The 15913-nt window shown below is 71.1% G+C and carries 15 protein-coding genes, 5 pseudogenes and 1 riboswitch; of the genes and pseudogenes, 13 read left to right on the plus strand and 7 right to left on the minus strand.

Annotated elements, in window-relative coordinates; genetic code table 11:
• Window positions 1–35: 35 nt before the first annotated feature.
• A pseudogene (locus ACIP8W_RS29080) lies at window positions 36–206 on the minus strand (hypoxanthine oxidase); the annotation flags it as partial.
• A 228-nt stretch (window positions 207–434) separates the two neighbouring features.
• Here ACIP8W_RS29080 and ACIP8W_RS29085 point away from each other — a divergent pair.
• From ACIP8W_RS29085 to ACIP8W_RS29130, 10 genes and pseudogenes are all read left to right on the plus strand, one after another.
• A pseudogene (locus ACIP8W_RS29085) lies at window positions 435–2856 on the plus strand (penicillin acylase family protein).
• Window positions 2857–3068: 212 nt separating this feature from the next.
• A complete protein-coding gene (locus ACIP8W_RS29090; protein WP_401947465.1) occupies window positions 3069–3227 on the plus strand; it encodes a hypothetical protein in 159 nt (52 codons plus the stop codon).
• 47 nt (window positions 3228–3274) lie between these two features.
• Window positions 3275–3412, plus strand: a riboswitch (cobalamin riboswitch).
• A 119-nt stretch (window positions 3413–3531) separates the two neighbouring features.
• Window positions 3532–4263, plus strand: coding sequence for a (2Fe-2S)-binding protein (locus ACIP8W_RS29095; protein WP_402205349.1), 732 nt, complete (start codon window positions 3532–3534; stop codon window positions 4261–4263).
• Window positions 4264–4376: 113 nt separating this feature from the next.
• Entirely contained in the window at window positions 4377–5231 is an 855-nt protein-coding gene (locus ACIP8W_RS29100) for a HipA family kinase (RefSeq protein WP_401947470.1), read from the plus strand.
• Entirely contained in the window at window positions 5228–5611 is a 384-nt protein-coding gene (locus ACIP8W_RS29105; RefSeq protein ID WP_401947473.1) for a DUF3037 domain-containing protein, read from the plus strand. Before ACIP8W_RS29100 ends, ACIP8W_RS29105 begins: the two co-directional genes overlap by 4 nt.
• Window positions 5612–5778: 167 nt before the next feature.
• Window positions 5779–6540 (plus strand): 3-oxoacyl-ACP reductase FabG, encoded by a 762-nt coding sequence (fabG, locus tag ACIP8W_RS29110; protein WP_401947475.1) that lies wholly within the window; start codon window positions 5779–5781, stop codon window positions 6538–6540.
• Window positions 6541–6557: 17 nt separating this feature from the next.
• A complete protein-coding gene (locus ACIP8W_RS29115) occupies window positions 6558–7328 on the plus strand; it encodes an SDR family oxidoreductase (RefSeq protein WP_401947477.1) in 771 nt (256 codons plus the stop codon).
• Window positions 7329–7478: 150 nt separating this feature from the next.
• Window positions 7479–9059, plus strand: a complete 1581-nt coding sequence (locus tag ACIP8W_RS29120) for an ABC transporter substrate-binding protein (protein WP_401947480.1) — start codon at window positions 7479–7481, stop codon at window positions 9057–9059.
• 69 nt (window positions 9060–9128) lie between these two features.
• A complete protein-coding gene (locus tag ACIP8W_RS29125; protein WP_402150197.1) occupies window positions 9129–9821 on the plus strand; it encodes a uracil-DNA glycosylase in 693 nt (230 codons plus the stop codon).
• A 197-nt stretch (window positions 9822–10018) separates the two neighbouring features.
• A complete protein-coding gene (locus ACIP8W_RS29130) occupies window positions 10019–10552 on the plus strand; it encodes a hypothetical protein (protein ID WP_402150198.1) in 534 nt (177 codons plus the stop codon).
• A 10-nt stretch (window positions 10553–10562) separates the two neighbouring features.
• Here the strand turns inward: ACIP8W_RS29130 and ACIP8W_RS29135 are convergent, their stop codons facing one another.
• The 3 genes and pseudogenes from ACIP8W_RS29135 to ACIP8W_RS29145 form a co-directional block, all read right to left on the minus strand.
• Complete coding sequence (locus tag ACIP8W_RS29135; protein WP_402150200.1) at window positions 10563–11009, minus strand: hypothetical protein; 447 nt, start codon at window positions 11007–11009, stop codon at window positions 10563–10565.
• A 338-nt stretch (window positions 11010–11347) separates the two neighbouring features.
• Window positions 11348–11881, minus strand: coding sequence for a DinB family protein (locus ACIP8W_RS29140; RefSeq protein WP_401947490.1), 534 nt, complete (start codon window positions 11879–11881; stop codon window positions 11348–11350).
• 41 nt (window positions 11882–11922) lie between these two features.
• Window positions 11923–12111 (minus strand): annotated as a pseudogene (locus tag ACIP8W_RS29145) (TetR/AcrR family transcriptional regulator); the annotation flags it as partial.
• Between ACIP8W_RS29145 and ACIP8W_RS29150 the strand changes: the two are divergent.
• The gene (locus ACIP8W_RS29150; RefSeq protein ID WP_401948494.1) at window positions 12088–12345 is read left to right on the plus strand and encodes a hypothetical protein; all 258 of its coding nucleotides are present in this window, start codon (window positions 12088–12090) and stop codon (window positions 12343–12345) included. The pseudogene ACIP8W_RS29145 and the gene ACIP8W_RS29150 overlap by 24 nt on opposite strands.
• A gap of 127 nt (window positions 12346–12472) precedes the next feature.
• Window positions 12473–13384, plus strand: a complete 912-nt coding sequence (locus tag ACIP8W_RS29155; RefSeq protein WP_401947493.1) for a Gfo/Idh/MocA family protein — start codon at window positions 12473–12475, stop codon at window positions 13382–13384.
• Here the strand turns inward: ACIP8W_RS29155 and ACIP8W_RS29160 are convergent.
• The 3 genes and pseudogenes from ACIP8W_RS29160 to ACIP8W_RS29170 all read right to left on the minus strand — a co-directional run.
• Window positions 13305–13762: pseudogene (locus ACIP8W_RS29160) on the minus strand (nitrilase-related carbon-nitrogen hydrolase); the annotation flags it as partial. The gene ACIP8W_RS29155 and the pseudogene ACIP8W_RS29160 overlap by 80 nt on opposite strands.
• Window positions 13741–13956, minus strand: coding sequence for a hypothetical protein (locus tag ACIP8W_RS29165; RefSeq protein ID WP_402205354.1), 216 nt, complete (start codon window positions 13954–13956; stop codon window positions 13741–13743). The pseudogene ACIP8W_RS29160 and the gene ACIP8W_RS29165, both read right to left, overlap by 22 nt.
• A 120-nt stretch (window positions 13957–14076) precedes the next feature.
• The gene (locus tag ACIP8W_RS29170) at window positions 14077–14514 is read right to left on the minus strand and encodes a nuclear transport factor 2 family protein (protein ID WP_401947500.1); all 438 of its coding nucleotides are present in this window, start codon (window positions 14512–14514) and stop codon (window positions 14077–14079) included.
• 1175 nt (window positions 14515–15689) lie between these two features.
• On the opposite strand from ACIP8W_RS29170, the pseudogene ACIP8W_RS29175 reads away from it, so the two are divergent.
• Window positions 15690–15818: pseudogene (locus ACIP8W_RS29175) on the plus strand (flavin reductase family protein); the annotation flags it as partial.
• Between the last annotated feature and the right edge of the window lie 95 nt (window positions 15819–15913).

Here is a 15913-nt window from a genome sequence, read left to right on the forward strand (position 1 = left end):
CCGTCGAGAGCGCGGCGGCTGCTACGGAGAGCCACTCACCCCGGGCCGGTCCCTGACGCCGCGTCGCGCAGGGCGAGCCACACCCGGTCGCGGGTGAGGGAGCTCGGTGAAGCGGACGCCGCTCTCGTCCCGCAGGGTGTGGGCGAGGCGGGGGCGACCGGGTTGAAGGGGCTCTCATTCATCGACTTGGAGCCAAGGGGGCGGATCGTGGTGTCCGGACTCACGCCGCGCCGCCTGGCCGATGGAGGACTGCATACGCGCCAAGATAGGCGATCGGCGCCGAACCGCCCCGCACGCGTCCTGGCTCACCGCCGGTTCGGCCACCGGGAGGACCGGACACATGGCGTGGTGTGTTGACCGCCGGTGACGGCCGTGGTGTGTCCGATGGTGTGGTGGACGTGGAGTCCTCGGCTGTCGCCGCTCGGGAGGAGCATGTGCCTGTCCGCATCAGGTCGAGGCGATGGGCCGTCGCCTCGGCTGTACTCCTGGTCGCCTCGGCCGTGCTGCCGCACACCGCCGGTGCGGCTCCGCCCGGTCACCGCCCGGCCGGTGACGGTCTGTCCGCTGTCATCCGGTACACCGAGTACGGAATCCCGCACATCGTCGCCGAGGACTACGCGAGTCTCGGGTTCGGCAACGGCTGGGCGCAGGCCGAAGACGTGGTGTGCGCTCTCGCCGAGGCGTTCGTCACCGTACGGGGCGAGCGCTCCCGCCACTTCGGCGCGCGGGCCGCGCCCAACCCGTACGCCTCCACGGCCACCACCAACCTCGCCAGCGACCTCTACTACCGGGGGGTACGGGACGCCGGCACCGTCGAACGGCTCATGAAGGTCCCCGCACCCGCCGGACCGAGCCGGGAGGCGGCCGAACTCGGACGTGGCTGGGCCGCCGGGTACAACGCCTGGCTGCGCCAGCGACGGATCACCGATCCCGCGTGCGCGAACACCGACTGGGTGGGGCCGGTGACCGCCGTGGACGTCGCGGCTCTCGACTTCTCCTTCTCGGTGCTCGGCGGGCAGGGGCTCGGTATCGACGGCATCACGGCCGCCCGGCCGCCGCGTACCGGTGCTCCCTCCGCCGTGGCCGAGCCGGCTGTCGCCCCCGCCACGGCGGGCGGGGCAGGGGAGAGGGGTTCCAACGCCGTGGCCTTCAGCGGCTCCACTACGGAGAGCGGACGCGGACTGTTCCTCGGCAATCCGCACTTCCCCTGGCAGGGTGAGCAGCGTTTCTGGCAGTCCCAGCAGACCATTCCGGGCGAGCTGAACGTGGCGGGCGGCTCGCTGCTCGGCTCCACGACGGTATCCATCGGATACAACGCCCACATCGCCTGGAGTCACACCGTCGCCACCGGCGTCGCCAGGAACCTGTACCAGCTGGCCCTGGATCCGGCCGACCCGACCGCCTACTTCGTGGACGGCCGGCGGGAACGGATGACCCGGCGCACCGTCACCGTGCCGGTCAAGGACGGCTCCCCGGTGACCCGTGCACAGTGGTGGACCCGGTACGGACCGGTCCTCACCTCGCTCGGCGGCGAGTATGACACTGCCCTGGACCGGCACCACGGCGTACGCGCTCAACGACCCCAACGCGGTCAACCTCCGGGGCTCCGACACGGCGCTGGGTCTGTCCAGAGCCCGCAGCACGCACGAGATCCTGACCGCCCTGCACCGGACACAGGGACTCCCGTGGGCCAACACCATCGCGGCTGATTCGGGTGGTCACACGCTCTTCACCCAGTCCCAAGTACTGCCCCGGATCACCGACGACCTGGTACGGCGCTGCTCGACACCGCTCGGCAGGACCACCTATCCCGCGTCGGGACTGGCCGTCCTGGACGGCGCCCGAAGCACCTGCACACCCGGCACGGACGCGGACGCCGTACAGCCGGGGATCTTCGGCCCCGCCGCCCTGCCGGTGCTCAAGGACACCCCGTACGTGGAAAACTCCAACGACAGCGCCTGGCTCACCCACGCCGACCGCCCGATCACCGGCTACCCGCGGATCTTCGGCACGGTCGGCACACCGCGTTCGCTGCGCACCCGCGGGGCCATCGACGACATCTCCGCGATGGCCCGCAGAGGCGCACTGACGGTCGCGGACCTCCAGCGGCAGCAGTTCGCCAACCGCGTACCCGCAGGTGATCTCGCCGCCGCCGAAACGGCCCGCGCCTGCGCGGCACTGCCGGGCGGCAGCGCGGTGAGCAGTACGGGCAGGACGGTCGATGTCACCGGGGCCTGCCGGGTCCTGGCCCGCTGGGACCGCACCATGAAGACCCACAGCCGCGGGGCGCTGCTCTTCGACCGTTTCTGGCGCCGACTCCTCGCGACGGTTCCGGAGGCGGACTTGTGGACGGTGCCCTTCTCCCCCAGCGACCCGGTGCACACCCCGAACACACTGAACACCACCACACCCGGCTTCGCCCGTGCGCTGGCCGACGCCGTCGCCGAGCTGCGCGCCGCCGGGATCGCGCTGGACTCGGAACTGGGCGAGCACCAGTTCGTCACCCGGAACGGGCAGCGCATCCCCGTACCGGGGGGCACGCATCCCCTGGGAGTCTGGAACACCATCGAGGCGGACTGGCACCCGATGGCCGGCGGCTATACGGAGGTGCCGTTCGGCTCCAGCCATATCCAGGCGGTGGGCTGGGACGGCAGCGGCTGCCCCGTGGCCCGCACACTGCTGACCTACTCCCAGTCCCCCAATCCACGCTCCCCGCACTTCAGCGACCAGACCACGCTCTTCTCCACCGGACACTGGGTGACCTCGCGGTTCTGCGAGCGCGACATCCTCGACTCACCGGGCCTGCGGACGCTGTCGGTGCGTGAAAAACCGAACAGCGAGCGAAATGCCCATTAGGCCGATCCCCTTCTCCTTGTCCTCGCTCTCGGGCGCGGGTATTCCATGGAATTCACAAGCTCGCCAACAGGAGCGGCTATGTCACCGCTCATTACGTTCACATCGATGTCGCCGAGCTGAAGAACCTGCCGGACTGCCCTTGAACATCGCAGGGGCAATGTGAAGCGGTGACTTCCGGGAAATGAGAAGGGGAGCACCGCTCTGTTTTCTGCATGGTGTGGGGGTGCGGTCGCCGGATCGCCCCCCGCCGACGCGCCCTCCTGGAGCACGACCTCGGCCACCTCGTCGACAGCCACCCCGACCTGCGCGACCGTGCCCGCTTCACACTCCCGTACATCACCCATGTCCACCGCGCGCGCCGCGCCCGCTGACGCAGGACCGCGTGGTGTCGGTGGCGACCGGGGGAGATTGACGGGCCGGAGAAACGGGCCGTACGTTCGGCCCGTAGTGAGGGCAAGGAAGCTGGTGGGATTCCAGCACGGTCGCGCCACTGTGAGCCCGCCCCCCCGGCAAGGTGGCAGGCAAGTCGGACACTGAACGCTCACTCCGCCCGTACACGCAAGGGACGCACGATCCCGAAGGAGGGCTCACCTTGAGCAGCGTTTCCGTAACCCGTCCGGTGTCCACGCCGGTCGCCCTGCCGGTTTCGGCGTCCTCGCAGGGCCCGGTTCCGGCATGACCGGTCCGTTCACGGCGGGTGCGGTGACCGAGGAGATCGCCGCGCTCGGCCCGTTCTTCGCCGTCCAGGCGCACCCGTCCGGCACGGAGCCGTCCCCGCCCTGGCAACCGATGTCCCGGCCGCTGCTCGAAGCCCGGGTGGCGGACGTACGGGACTGGCTGGCCGTGGCCGGCGGGCGGTCCCCCGACGCGGTCGAACTCCGGGTCGCGGCGTCCGTCGCCCATCTGGGGCTGGCCGCCCGCCTGGTCTCGCCCGCCCTGGCCGCCGCCGTACTGCACGGCCTGGTCCTCGCCCCCGCCCTCGCGGATGCCCGCTGGCAGCCCGCGACCGGCGGCCCGGCGCCCCTGTCGCTGCCCGACGGCGCCTTCGCCGGAGAATCCGCGCTCTCGCCGACCCGGCTGGCGGACGAGCTGAGCAGCCGTCTGCTGGACGGCCCGCTGCGCGAACTCGCTGACGCCGTGGCGGAGTTCTCGGTCTCCCGGCACATCCTGTGGGGCAACACCGCGTCGGCCGTCAACGGAGCCGCGACCATGATCACGGCAGCCCGCCCGGATCTCACCGCACGGACCCGCACACTGATCCCGCTCCTCCTGGAGCGGCCCCCGCTGCGCGACACCAGTGTCACGACGCCCGACGGGGCGTTCCGGCGCCGCAGCTGCTGCCTGATCTACCGCGCGGCACCCGGCGGCGAGGGGGCCCTGTGCGGGGACTGCGCGCTGTCCCGCTGAGCGGGCCGCCTCCCGCACGGCCGGAGCACCTCACCGGCGATCACCCCCGGTTACTATGCCCCTCCGGCAGTGGTCGTGGACTGCGCGGTTGAAGAGACGGGTGACCTGGGGAAATGCTCAGAGAAGTGATCGCGACCCGCTATGTCACGCCCTTGCGTGAGGGCGGCTCGCTCCCCGGGATCGTCGAGGCCGACGATCTCGGTACGTACGTCATGAAGTTCACCGGCGCCGGACAGGGGCGCAAGACGCTGGTCGCCGAGGTGATCTGCGGGGAGCTGGCGCGGCGGCTGGGGCTGCGGGTGCCCGAGCTGGTGCGGATGGAGCTGGATCCGGTGATCGGGCTGTCCGAGCCGGACCAGGAGGTGCAGGAGCTGCTGAAGGCGAGCGGCGGGCTGAACCTCGGGATGGACTATCTGCCGGGGTCGATCGGCTTCGACCCGCTGGCGTACGAGGTGGGGCCGCTGGAGGCCGGGCGGATCGTCTGGTTCGACGCGGTGATCAACAACGTGGACCGCTCGTGGCGCAACCCCAACATGCTGGTCTGGCACGGCGATCTGTGGCTGATCGACCATGGCGCCACCATGATCTGGCACCACAACTGGCCGGGCGCCCAGGCGTCCGCCGCGAAGCCGTACAACGCCTCCGACCATGTGCTCGCCTCCTTCGGTCCCGATGTGGCCGCCGCCGCGGCGGAGTTGGCGCCGCTGGTCACCGAGGAGCTGCTGGCCGAGGTCGCCGCCGACGTACCGGACGAGTGGCTGGTGGACGAGCCGGGCTTCGCGTCGACCGACGCGCTGCGCCGGGCGTATGTGGAGCCGCTGCTGACGCGCGCCGCGACCATCCATACGCGTGTCACCCTCGACGCGCCGGCCAGGAACACGCCCTCGCGGCCCCCGGGCTGGCTGGCCGACCGGCTGGCGCCCCGGGCACACCGTACGACGGACGACACGAAGGACGGCGGCCGATGAGCGGGCGGGACGTGTACGAGTACGCGCTGCTGCGGGTCGTCCCACGGGTCGAGCGCGGCGAGTGTTTCAACGCGGGCGTGCTGGTCTACTGCCGGGCCCGGTCCTATGTCGTGGCCAGGACCCTGCTGGACGAGGGGAAGCTGCGGGCCCTCGACCCGAAGGCCGATGTGCCGGGGGTACGGGCCGCCCTGCGCGCCGTCGAGAGCGTCTGCCGCGGCGGCGGGGAGGCCGGGCAGGCGGGCGGCGACGACGCGGGACGGCGCTTCCGGTGGCTGATCGCGCCGCGTTCGACCGTGGTGCAACCCGGCCCCGTACACACCGGGCTGACGGCCGATCCGGCGGTCGAGGCCGAGCGGCTGCTCGATCTGCTGGTCCGCTGACGGACGGAGTACGGGCGCGCCGCCCGTGGTCCGATCCCGCCACGGGCGTCGCTGGGCGTTGACACCGGGTGCTGGGGCTTCTAGCGTCTCGTCTGCGGTACCTACTAAGCGGTTGCTCAGTCTCTGTCTGTGGTGACCGCAGGAGCCTAGGGCGAGGAGAACCAGGGATGTCCACCACCGAGCAGCGCGTAGCCGTTGTGACCGGAGCGGCGCGGGGTATTGGCGCCGCCACCGCGGTACGGCTGGCGGCGGAGGGTCGCGCCGTCGCCGTACTCGATCTCGACGAGGCGGCCTGCAAGGGCACGGTCGACACGATCACCGAGGCCGGCGGGACCGCGCTCGCCGTCGGCTGTGACGTCACGGACCGCGCGCAGGTGGAGGCCGCCGTCGCGCGGATCGCCGACGAGCTGGGCGCGCCGACGGTCCTCGTCAACAACGCGGGGGTGCTCCGCGACAACCTGCTCTTCAAGATGAGCGAGTCCGACTGGGACACCGTGATTGACGTGCACCTCAAGGGCGCGTTCCTGATGGCCAAGGCATGCCAGAAGCACATGGTGGACGCCGGGTTCGGCCGGATCGTCTCGCTCTCCTCCAGCTCCGCGCTGGGCAACCGGGGCCAGGCCAACTACGCCACCGTCAAGGCCGGTCTCCAGGGCTTCACCAAGACCCTCGCCAAGGAGCTGGGCAAGTTCGGCATCACCGCCAACGCGGTGGCGCCCGGCTTCATCGTCACCGAGATGACCGCGCAGACCGCGGCCCGCATCGGGATGGGCTTCGAGGAGTTCCAGACCGCGGCCGCCGCCCAGATCCCGGTCCACCGCGTCGGGCGCCCGGAGGACGTCGCCAACGCCATCGCCTTCTTCACGGGCGACGACGCCGGATTCGTCTCGGGGCAGGTCATGTACGTCGCCGGCGGACCGCTCAACTAAGGCCGGGGGAGAGGGACATGACGCAGCAGACACAGCGGGTGCCGGACAGCGGCAGGGCCGCGCTCATCACGGGCGCCAGCCGGGGCATCGGGTACGGCGTCGCCGAGGCGTTCGTCGCCCGTGGCGACCGGGTGTGCATCACCGGACGCGACGAGGACGCGCTCAAGGAGGCCGTGGAGAGGCTCGGTTCCGACCGGGTGATCGGGGTCGCGGGCAAGGCCCACGACGAGGCGCACCAGGCCGTCGCCGTCGAACGCGCCATGGAGGCGTTCGGCCGGGTCGACTTCCTGGTCAACAACGCGGGGACGAACCCGGTGTTCGCCCCGATGGCCGATCTGGACCTCGCCGTGGTCCGCAAGGTGTACGAGACCAATGTGATCTCGGCGCTCGGCTTCGCCCAGCGGACCTGGCACGCCTGGCAGCGGGAGAACGGCGGCGCGATCGTCAACATCGCGTCGGTCGCCGGGCTCTCGGCGTCGCCCTTCATCGGCGGGTACGGCATGAGCAAGGCCGCGATGGTCAATCTGACGCTCCAGCTGGCGCACGAGTTCGCGCCGGTCGTCCGGGTCAACGCCATCGCCCCGGCCGTGGTCAAGACCAAGTTCGCGCAGGCGCTGTACGAGGGCCGGGAGGCCGAGGCCGCCGCCGCGTACCCGATGGGACGGCTGGGGGTGCCCGAGGACATCGGCGGCGCCGCCGCGTTCCTCACCTCCGACCAGTCGGGCTGGATCACCGGTCAGACGCTGGTGCTGGACGGGGGGCTGGCCCTGAACGCGGGAGTGGCTTGATCCGATCCCTCGCTCAACGGCGTGGACCGGGGCGGGAAAGCGGCACGTCCGCGACCGTGCGACGGCCGAGTGCCCACCGGATTTCCGTAGGGAGCCGGTGGGCACTGCGGTATGGTCTGCCCGATCCATGGCTGAGCAAGGAGCGTTCACGTGTTCAACCGGACCGGATGGCAGGCTGTTGCCGCCGTCGCTACCATGTCACTGCTGGCGGGATGCGGTCTGTTCGCGGGCGACGACGACGATGCCGACCGGCGGATAACCGTCGGTACGACGAGCGAGCCCAGCACGCTCGACCCGGCGGCCTCCTGGGACAACTCCTGGGAGCTGTTCCGCAATGTGTTCCAGACCCTGCTGAGCTTCCCCACCGGCAGTTCGTATCCGCAGCCCGACGCCGCGAAGTCCTGTGAGTTCACGGACAAGTCCCACCAGGTCTTCCAGTGCGAACTGCGCGAGGGCCTGACGTTCTCGGACGGCGACAAGCTCGACGCGGCCGCGGTGAAGCACTCCATCGACCGCATCAGGAAGATCAACGTCCAGGGTGGGCCCGCCGGTCTGCTGGCCTCCCTCCGGAAGGTCGAGACGAGCGGGGAGCGCACGGTCGTCTTCCGGCTGAACAAGCCCGACACGACCTTCCCGTTCATCCTCGCGACGCCCGCGATGTCCCTGGTCGATCCGGACGACTATCCGATGGACGCGCTGCGGAAGGGCAGCGGGGTCACCGGCTCCGGGCCCTACGTACTCGCGTCGTACACCGGCGGCGACAAGGCGGAGCTGACCCGGAACGAGAGCTACCACGGGTTCGCGAACCGCAAGAACGAGGCCGTCACGATCCGGTACTTCACGACCTCGGACGAGGTGTTCGGCGCCTTCGAGAAGAAGGAGGTCGACGCCGTCTACCGGGGGCTGACCTCGGAGCAGATCGTCGAACTCGAGGAGAAGAAGCCGGAGAACGAGCACCTCCAGCTGATCGAGACCGTGGGCGCGGACATCCGCTATCTCGTGTTCAACCCCGAGGACCCGGCAGCCGGGAAGCCGGCGGTACGGCGGGCGGTGGCGCAGCTCGTCGACCGGGACGCGCTGGTCGCCAAGGTCTACCGGGGCACGGCCGAGCCGCTGTACTCGATGGTGCCCAAGGGCATCGCGACCCACGCCACCAGCTTCTTCGATGTGTTCGGCCAGCCGGACGTGGCCAAGGCGAAAGGTTTCCTCACGGACGCGGGCATCACGCTGCCGGTGCCGCTCACGTTCTGGTACACCACCGACCGCTACGGATCGGGGACGGCGGGGGAGTTCAACGAGCTGAAGCGCCAGCTCGACGCGTCGGGGCTGTTCACGGTCACCCTGCGGAGCAAGCCGTGGAAGGAGTTCCAGACGGGCTACCAGAAGGGGGAGTACCCCGTCTTCGGCCGTGGCTGGTTCCCCGACTTCCCGGACCCGGACAACTTCGTCGCCCCCTTCGTGGGCAAGGACAACGCGCTGTCCACGCCGTACGAGAGCCCGGAGATCACCGGACAGCTGCTGCCCCAGTCACGCAGGGTCGGCGACCGCGCGGCGGTCGGCAAGCAGTTCCAGCGGGCGCAGCAGATCTTCGTCGAGGACGTTCGGCTCCTCCCGCTCTGGCAGGGCAAGCTGTACATCGCCTCGGCCGACCACATCGGCGGCGGCGAGCGCGCGCTCGACCCGCAGACCGTGATGCAGATGTGGGAGCTGAAGCGGATCGGCAGCTGGTAGGCCCGTTGTCAGTGGTGCCCGGTAGGTTCAAGTGGTCCCGCAAGTGATTGCTTACCGGAGGTTGTTCACGTGACCGACACCGACATGCTGCCCGAGTCCTGGCGCGGCGTCCTCGGCGAGGAACTGGAGAAGCCCTACTTCAAGGAGCTGACCGACTTCGTCGAGGAGGAGCGGGCCAAGGGGCCGGTCTATCCGCCCCGCGACGAGGTCTTCGCGGCGCTCGCCGCCACGCCGTACGAGAAGGTGAAGGTCCTGATCCTCGGCCAGGACCCGTACCACGGCGCGGGACAGGGCCACGGGCTGTGCTTCTCCGTGCGGCCCGGTGTCAGGACTCCGCCCTCCCTGCGGAACATCTACAAGGAGATGAAGGAGGAGCTGGGCCACCCGGTGCCGGACAACGGCTATCTGATGCCGTGGGCCGAGCAGGGCGTCCTGCTGCTCAACGCGGTGCTGACGGTCCGCGAGGGCGAGGCCAACTCCCACAAGGGCAAGGGCTGGGAGAAGGTGACCGACGCGGTGATCCGCGCGGTGGCCGAGCGGCCCGACCCGGCGGTCTTCGTGCTGTGGGGCGCGTACGCGCAGAAGAAGCTGCCGCTGATCGACGAGGAGCGGCATGTGGTGGTGAAGGGCGCGCACCCGTCGCCGCTGTCGGCGAAGAAGTTCTTCGGGTCGCGTCCCTTCACCCAGATCAACGAGGCGGTGGCCGCGCAGGGGCACACGCCGATCGACTGGCGGATCCCGGACCTCGCCGCGCGGGCATGATCCCGTCGGACCGGCTCGGGGGTCGTGTCCGACCGGCTCGGGGTCCCGTTGTACCGGCTCGGGGTCGTGTCCGACCGGCTCGGGGTCCCGTTGTACCGGCTCGGGCCGGGCGCCCGAGCCTGAGGGGGATTGCCCGCTCCGGAGGCTAGCGTCTTGTTTGTCGGATTTACGGGGACGGGCAAGCGGAGGCAGCGGCGATGGAGCAGCGGCGGGTGGCGGAGGATGCCGTCCTGACCAGGATCGGGCAGGCGGTCATGCTGCTCCACGGCGGGGACCGCGAGGAGGCCCGCAACCGCTTCGGCGCGCTCTGGGCGGAGCTGGGCGAGGAGGGCGACGCGCTCCACCGCTGCACGCTCGCGCACTACATGGCGGACACGCAGGACGACCCCGGCGACGAACTGGCCTGGGACCTGCGGGCGCTGACGGCGGCGGACGGACTGGGCGAGGGGGAGGCGGCCGGTCCGGCCGAGGAGGGCACGGCCGGGGGAACGGTCCGGGGTGGCGAGGGGGAGCGGCGGGCCGGGGGCGGGGTCCCCCTGGCCGTACGCGCCTTCTACCCCTCGCTCCACCTCAACCTTGCCGCGGACTATCTGAAGCTCCAGCGCCCGGAATCGGCGCGGCTCCATCTGGACCGCGCGCGGGACGCGGCCGAGGCGATGGGCGACGCGGGGTACGGAAACGGGGTCGGGGCCGGGATCGAGCGGTTGGAACGGCGGCTGGGGGGCCACTGAGCCGCCCGCGCTATTCGCTGTACGCCTCGCGGCAGACCTGGGCCTGGGGGCTGTCCTTCGACCAGCCCCCGTAGGTCTCGGCGAGCGCGCAGAGCCCGGCGACCGTCGATACGGAGGGGAGCGCCGCGGGCGGCCGCTCCACCGGCCGTTCGTCGGAGCGCTGCCACGGCGCCGGGGCCGGTGGGCCGGTCGGCGCGGGCAGGCCGGCGGCCGGGGCGGGCGCCGGGGCGGCGCGGCGGGCCTCGGCGGCGCCGCTCGGCGTCGGCTCCGGCGCGGGTACGGGAGGGACCGCCTCCAGCGCCTCCCGGCCCGGGGCCTGCGCGATCCGCGACGCGGTGCCGACGGGGGCCGGGGTGGCGTCGGCTGCCTCGGGCCGGGTCACGGGCCCCGGCGCGGGGCGCGGCTCGACGGACACACAACCGGAGACGGCCGTGACCGCCACCCCCACCAGGGCCATTGCCGCGCTTCTTGTTCGGTGCACCCGTGCCACTCTGCTGGGTGCGGGCCCGGACAGGGGTGCGGACGGCTCCGGATTGGCTCGGACGGGTGACGCCGGTCAGCGGTGGTTGCCGTGCGCGGCCGTCTCCGGTGGAGTCGGAGGTCGGTCGCCCGCTGCCGTGGTCGGTCGCCGCCGGCGTCAGAAGCCTGTCCCTGGCGTCAGTAACCTGCCCCTGGCGTCAGAAGCCTGTCCCCGGCGTCAGTAACCTGCCCCTGGCGTCGGATGCCTGCCTTGGCGTCAGTAACCTGCCCCTGGCGTCAGAAGCCTGTCCCCGGCGTCAGAAGCCTGCCTTGGCGTCAGCAGCCCGTCACGCCGTCGATCCGCTCGCGGAGCAGATCCGCGTGGCCGTTGTGGCGGGCGTACTCCTCGATCATGTGGGTGTAGATCCACCGGAGGTTGTACCGCTCGCCGGTGGTCCGTTCCCGGCGCGGCCCCGCCCCCAGATCGTCGAGGGAGCGCGTGGCCGCCAGTTCGCGTGCGTACGCGATCTGGGCCTGCCAGGTGGCGTACGCCTCGGCCCAGGTGTCGTCGTCGCCGAGATGGAATTCGCCGTCCGGGTCGGCGTCGCTGAAGTAGAGGGGCGGGACCTTCTCGTCGTACAGCACATTGCGGAACCAACTGGCCTCCACTTCGGCCATGTGCCGGACCAGACCGATCAGGCTCAGCTCCGAAGGCGGTACGGACGCCTCCTTGAGCTGTTTCTCGTCCAACCCGGCGCATTTCATGGCCAGGGTCTCGCGGTGGTGTTCGAGCCAGCCCTCCAGCATCACGCGCTCGTCGGCGACGGTGGAGGGCTGGGTGCGGTCGGGGGCGGTCTCCGATGTGGTCATGGCGGCCATCCTGACCCACCTCTCACCGCCTTGGCTACGCCTTATGACGCAGGGTCGCCCGGTCCGCCACCGTCCCGGCCCAGCATGCCGCGCAGCAGCTCCGCGAATCCGGTGCGCAGCTCCTCCAGGGACGGCACGGAGCTGTGGTACGAACCGGCCGCGCAGGAGAACAGCAGGCCGTCGCACCAGGCCACCAGCGACAGCGCGTGCCGCTCGGGCTCGGCGCCGCCGCGCTCCCCGCCTACACCGCGGACCGGCTGCCCCGTACCGGCACGGTCGTCCGCCGGGCCGCCGCGGCGGCCCGGATGGCGACGGTCTCCGCGCCGGTGGGCGTCGCCGTACGCGACACGCTGATCGCCGCCGCCTCCCGGTTCGGCCCCGGGCTCGTCCTGCGTGGGATGGAAGGGATCGCCGACTGGCATCCGCCGGGGCGCACGTATGCTTCCCGGACACCGCGACCGTAACGCGAGCCGTGCCGCCGGGAAGACGCCGACAGTGCCGGCAGCGCCGACAGTGCCGAGAGCGCTGACGGCGTTGACGGTGTGGAACGCGCCGACGGCGTCCGGCTCAGGACAGGCCAGGGAGGCACTCGTGAAGGTCGGCTGTATCGGGCTCGGGGACATCGCGCGGAAGGCGTATCTGCCCGTCCTCACCACACTGCCCGGCATCGAGCTGCATCTGTTGACCCGCAGCCCCGCCACCCTGGCCTCGGTGGCCGGGACCTACCGCATTCCGGCCGAGCGCTGCCACCCCGATCTCGACTCGCTCCTCACCGAGGTCGACCTCGACGCCGCGTTCGTGCACACGCCGACCGAGACGCACGCCGATATCGTCAACCAACTGGTGGGCGCGGGCGTGCCGACCTATGTCGACAAGCCGATCGCCTACGAGTACGCCGACGCGGAGCGCGTGGTGCGCCTCGCGGAGGAACGGGGCACCCCCCTCGCCATCGGCTTCAACCGCCGCTTCGCGCCCGGCTACGCGCAGTGCCTGGAGCACCCGCGCGAGCTGATCCTGCTCCAGAAGAACCGGGTGGGGCTGCCCGAGGACCCGCGCACCTTCGTCATGGACGATTTCATCCATGTCGTCGACACCCTGCGCTTCCTGGTCCCCGGGCCCATCGAACACACCGATGTACGGGCGCGGATCAGGGACGGGCTGCTGCACCACGTCGTCCTTCAGCTCTCCGGCGACGGCTTCACCGCCATCGGCATGATGAACCGGATGAACGGCTCCACCGAGGAGATCCTCGAAGTCTCGGGCCAGGACACCAAGCGGGCCGTCCACAATCTCGCGACGATCATCGACCACAAGGGACAGCCGAGCGTACGGCGGCGCGGCGACTGGGTCCCGGTCGCCCGCCAGCGCGGTATCGAGCAGTGTGTGCTGGCCTTCCTCGACTCCGTACGGGCCGGAAAGCCGCTCAGCGCCCGGGATGCCCTGCGGACGCACGAGCTGTGCGAGCGGGTGGTACGGGCGGCGCAGGACCAGGCCGCCGTCTGAGAGCCCGGCGGAGCAGCCGTACGCCGCGCGCGGTGAGAAGCGCCGCCAGTACGGCGAGGGCGCAGCCCACCGCCCGGTCGCCGAACCTGACGTACGGGATGGTGCCCCCGGCCGGCGGGACGTCGAGGACGGCGGCGGCCGAGCGGCCCGTGCCGATCGGGCCGCCCACCCGCTCCCCGGCGGGCCCGAACACCGTGCTGACGCCCGTCAGCGCGGCGTGCACCATCGGGCGGCCGGTCTCCGCCGCCCGCGGCGCCGCCAGCGAGGCATGCCGCTCCGGGGCCCAACTGCCCTGGAACGACGAGGTCGAGGACTGTGCCACCAGCAGCCGCGCCCCGTCCCGCACCACTGCCGGCTCATATCGGGGAACGCGGTCTCGCGAGCACGAACCCCGGACAGTCCAGCGCCGGGCGCCGCCCGGTCGGCGCGGTCCGTATCAGCAGCAGCCACGGGACCAGCGAGACATACGCGAACCACCACAGGGACGGCGCGGGAAAGGCCAGGGCGGACAGCGCGCCCGCCGCCACCGCCGCCACGCCCACCACCACGGCGACGCGAGCCGCCCTCCCCACCGCTCCCGGCCGGCCTGGATCCGCATACCGCGCCTCCTTGTCCCACCCCGTCCAGCGGTGTCCTCCACCGGGGAGCGCGACCAAGCGGCCCGCGTGCCGGACGGACGGCCCGCGGGTCCGTCAGGCGTGCCGCCACTTCTCCGTGACGGTGACGGTACGCAGCAGCCACCCCGGCTCCGCGCGCACCAGCCCGAAGGTGAGCCGGCCGCCACTCATGAGGCCGGGACCGGACAGCTCGCCCAGCGAACGCAGATAATCGGCCCGCAACTCTGCCAGATCACCGGGATAGCCCCCGAGATCCTGGATGCGCGCCCGCCGGTTGACGATCAGATGCTGACGTACGGGACAGGGTCGCAGCGTCCCGGCCAGCCAGTCGCCCACTTCGCCGGCGGGGCCCTCGATACCGCCCGCCCCGGTGTAGTCGGCACGTCCGTCCGGGGCGAACAGGGCCCGGAAGCCGGGCCAGTCGTCGTCGTCCACGGCCACCGCGTATCCGGTGACCACCTCGTCGATGGCCAGACGGTCCAGCACGGTCGAGAGATCCACACGCTGTGTCATCGACTCAGTCTCCGTCAGCGGGGCCCCAGGGCCAAGAGCCACGCGGAACAGTGGCCGGTACCCGGGGATACCGAGGGGCCCGCGATCCCGACCGTATCGACCACGGACCGGGACGGCTCGTGCGCCAACCCTGCCTCTGAGGGTCAGGTGGCCTTGAGCGGGGTGCCGTCGCAGGTCCATCGGGACCGACTTCGCGGCGAGCGGTTTCGGCACGGGCGCCGAACCGATGGGGAAGCCGACCCCGGACGCCGTGCTCGCCCTGTGGCTCTGCCGGCATCGCCGGCGCGTTGTTCTCCATCGGATTCACCCTGCGGGTCTGGGGGGGTTGGGTTCAGCAGAAGCAGGGCATGGGGTTTCCGGCTATCGAACTTTCCGTCGGCGCTCCTCCTTGTGGGAGGCGGCGACCCGAGTTTCCGGGAATCGGGCTCGACCTTCCGCCGGCCTTACGGACAAGACACGGACACGACGCGGACAAGAGGCGATCGAGGCGGTCGAGGCGGTCGGCGAGGCGGTGCGGATCGCGGCGGCACTGCGGGCCCACGTGGCCGGACAGGAGGCTTCGGCCGACGGGAAGGAAGACCTCCACAGCCCAGTCGGCGGCTGTGACGAAGAGGGGGAGACCTGGCTCACCCAGATGGCAACTGCCTTTCACGCTCCCCTCATCGTCCCGGCCGTTGCGGGAGGCTGCCCGTCGTCTGGTAGCCAAACCCGTCCTCCGTGCCGGCTTTCAACGCGGGCACAGCCGCTCTCGAACGAGGGCGCTGCGGTTGAAGAGCTTGGGTATCCCCGGCGGGAGCACTGTCAATGAGGGTTCTCATTCGGGACGGGTGGGGGAGGCGCCGCTCTGCGACGTTGATGGTGTCGCGCAGACCTGCGACCACTCCTTGGGAGTGGCGATCGGCACCCAGGTCGCTTGACGTACTCGACGATGTCGATCAGGTCTTCGGGGGTGAAGGCGGCGAGGTCGTCGTGGAGGGTTGAAGGTGGCGTGGCCCCTGCGGGTTTCTACGGGGACCCCGAAGTCGTCCCGTACCGAGGCAGGCGCGGACACGCGGTATCGGCTCCAGCGGCTCGGTTCCTCGCGGCACCGGGCACTTTCTCCTGGGCTCCGGAGCGTGGTCGCGCCGCTGACCTGGTGATATGGTCCGCGGTCGACGCGCGGCATACTGATCGCCATGCGTATCGACTATGACCCGCAGGCCGTGGGTACAGCCGCGTTCTACCAGCTGTTGACGTCGGTTGTCGTCCCGCGCCCCATCGCGTGGGTTTCGACCGTTTCGCCGGAGGGCTTTGTGGCGAACCTCGACTCTGGTGCGCAATTCCTGAGGCGGGCCGGTTGGTTGCGGCATGATCGTGGGTGCGGTCGCTTCCCTGTCGTGCGGCCGTGGGAGTGATGCGC

The sequence above is a fragment of the Streptomyces sp. NPDC088554 genome (assembly GCF_044752945.1).
GTDB lineage: Bacteria > Actinomycetota > Actinomycetes > Streptomycetales > Streptomycetaceae > Streptomyces.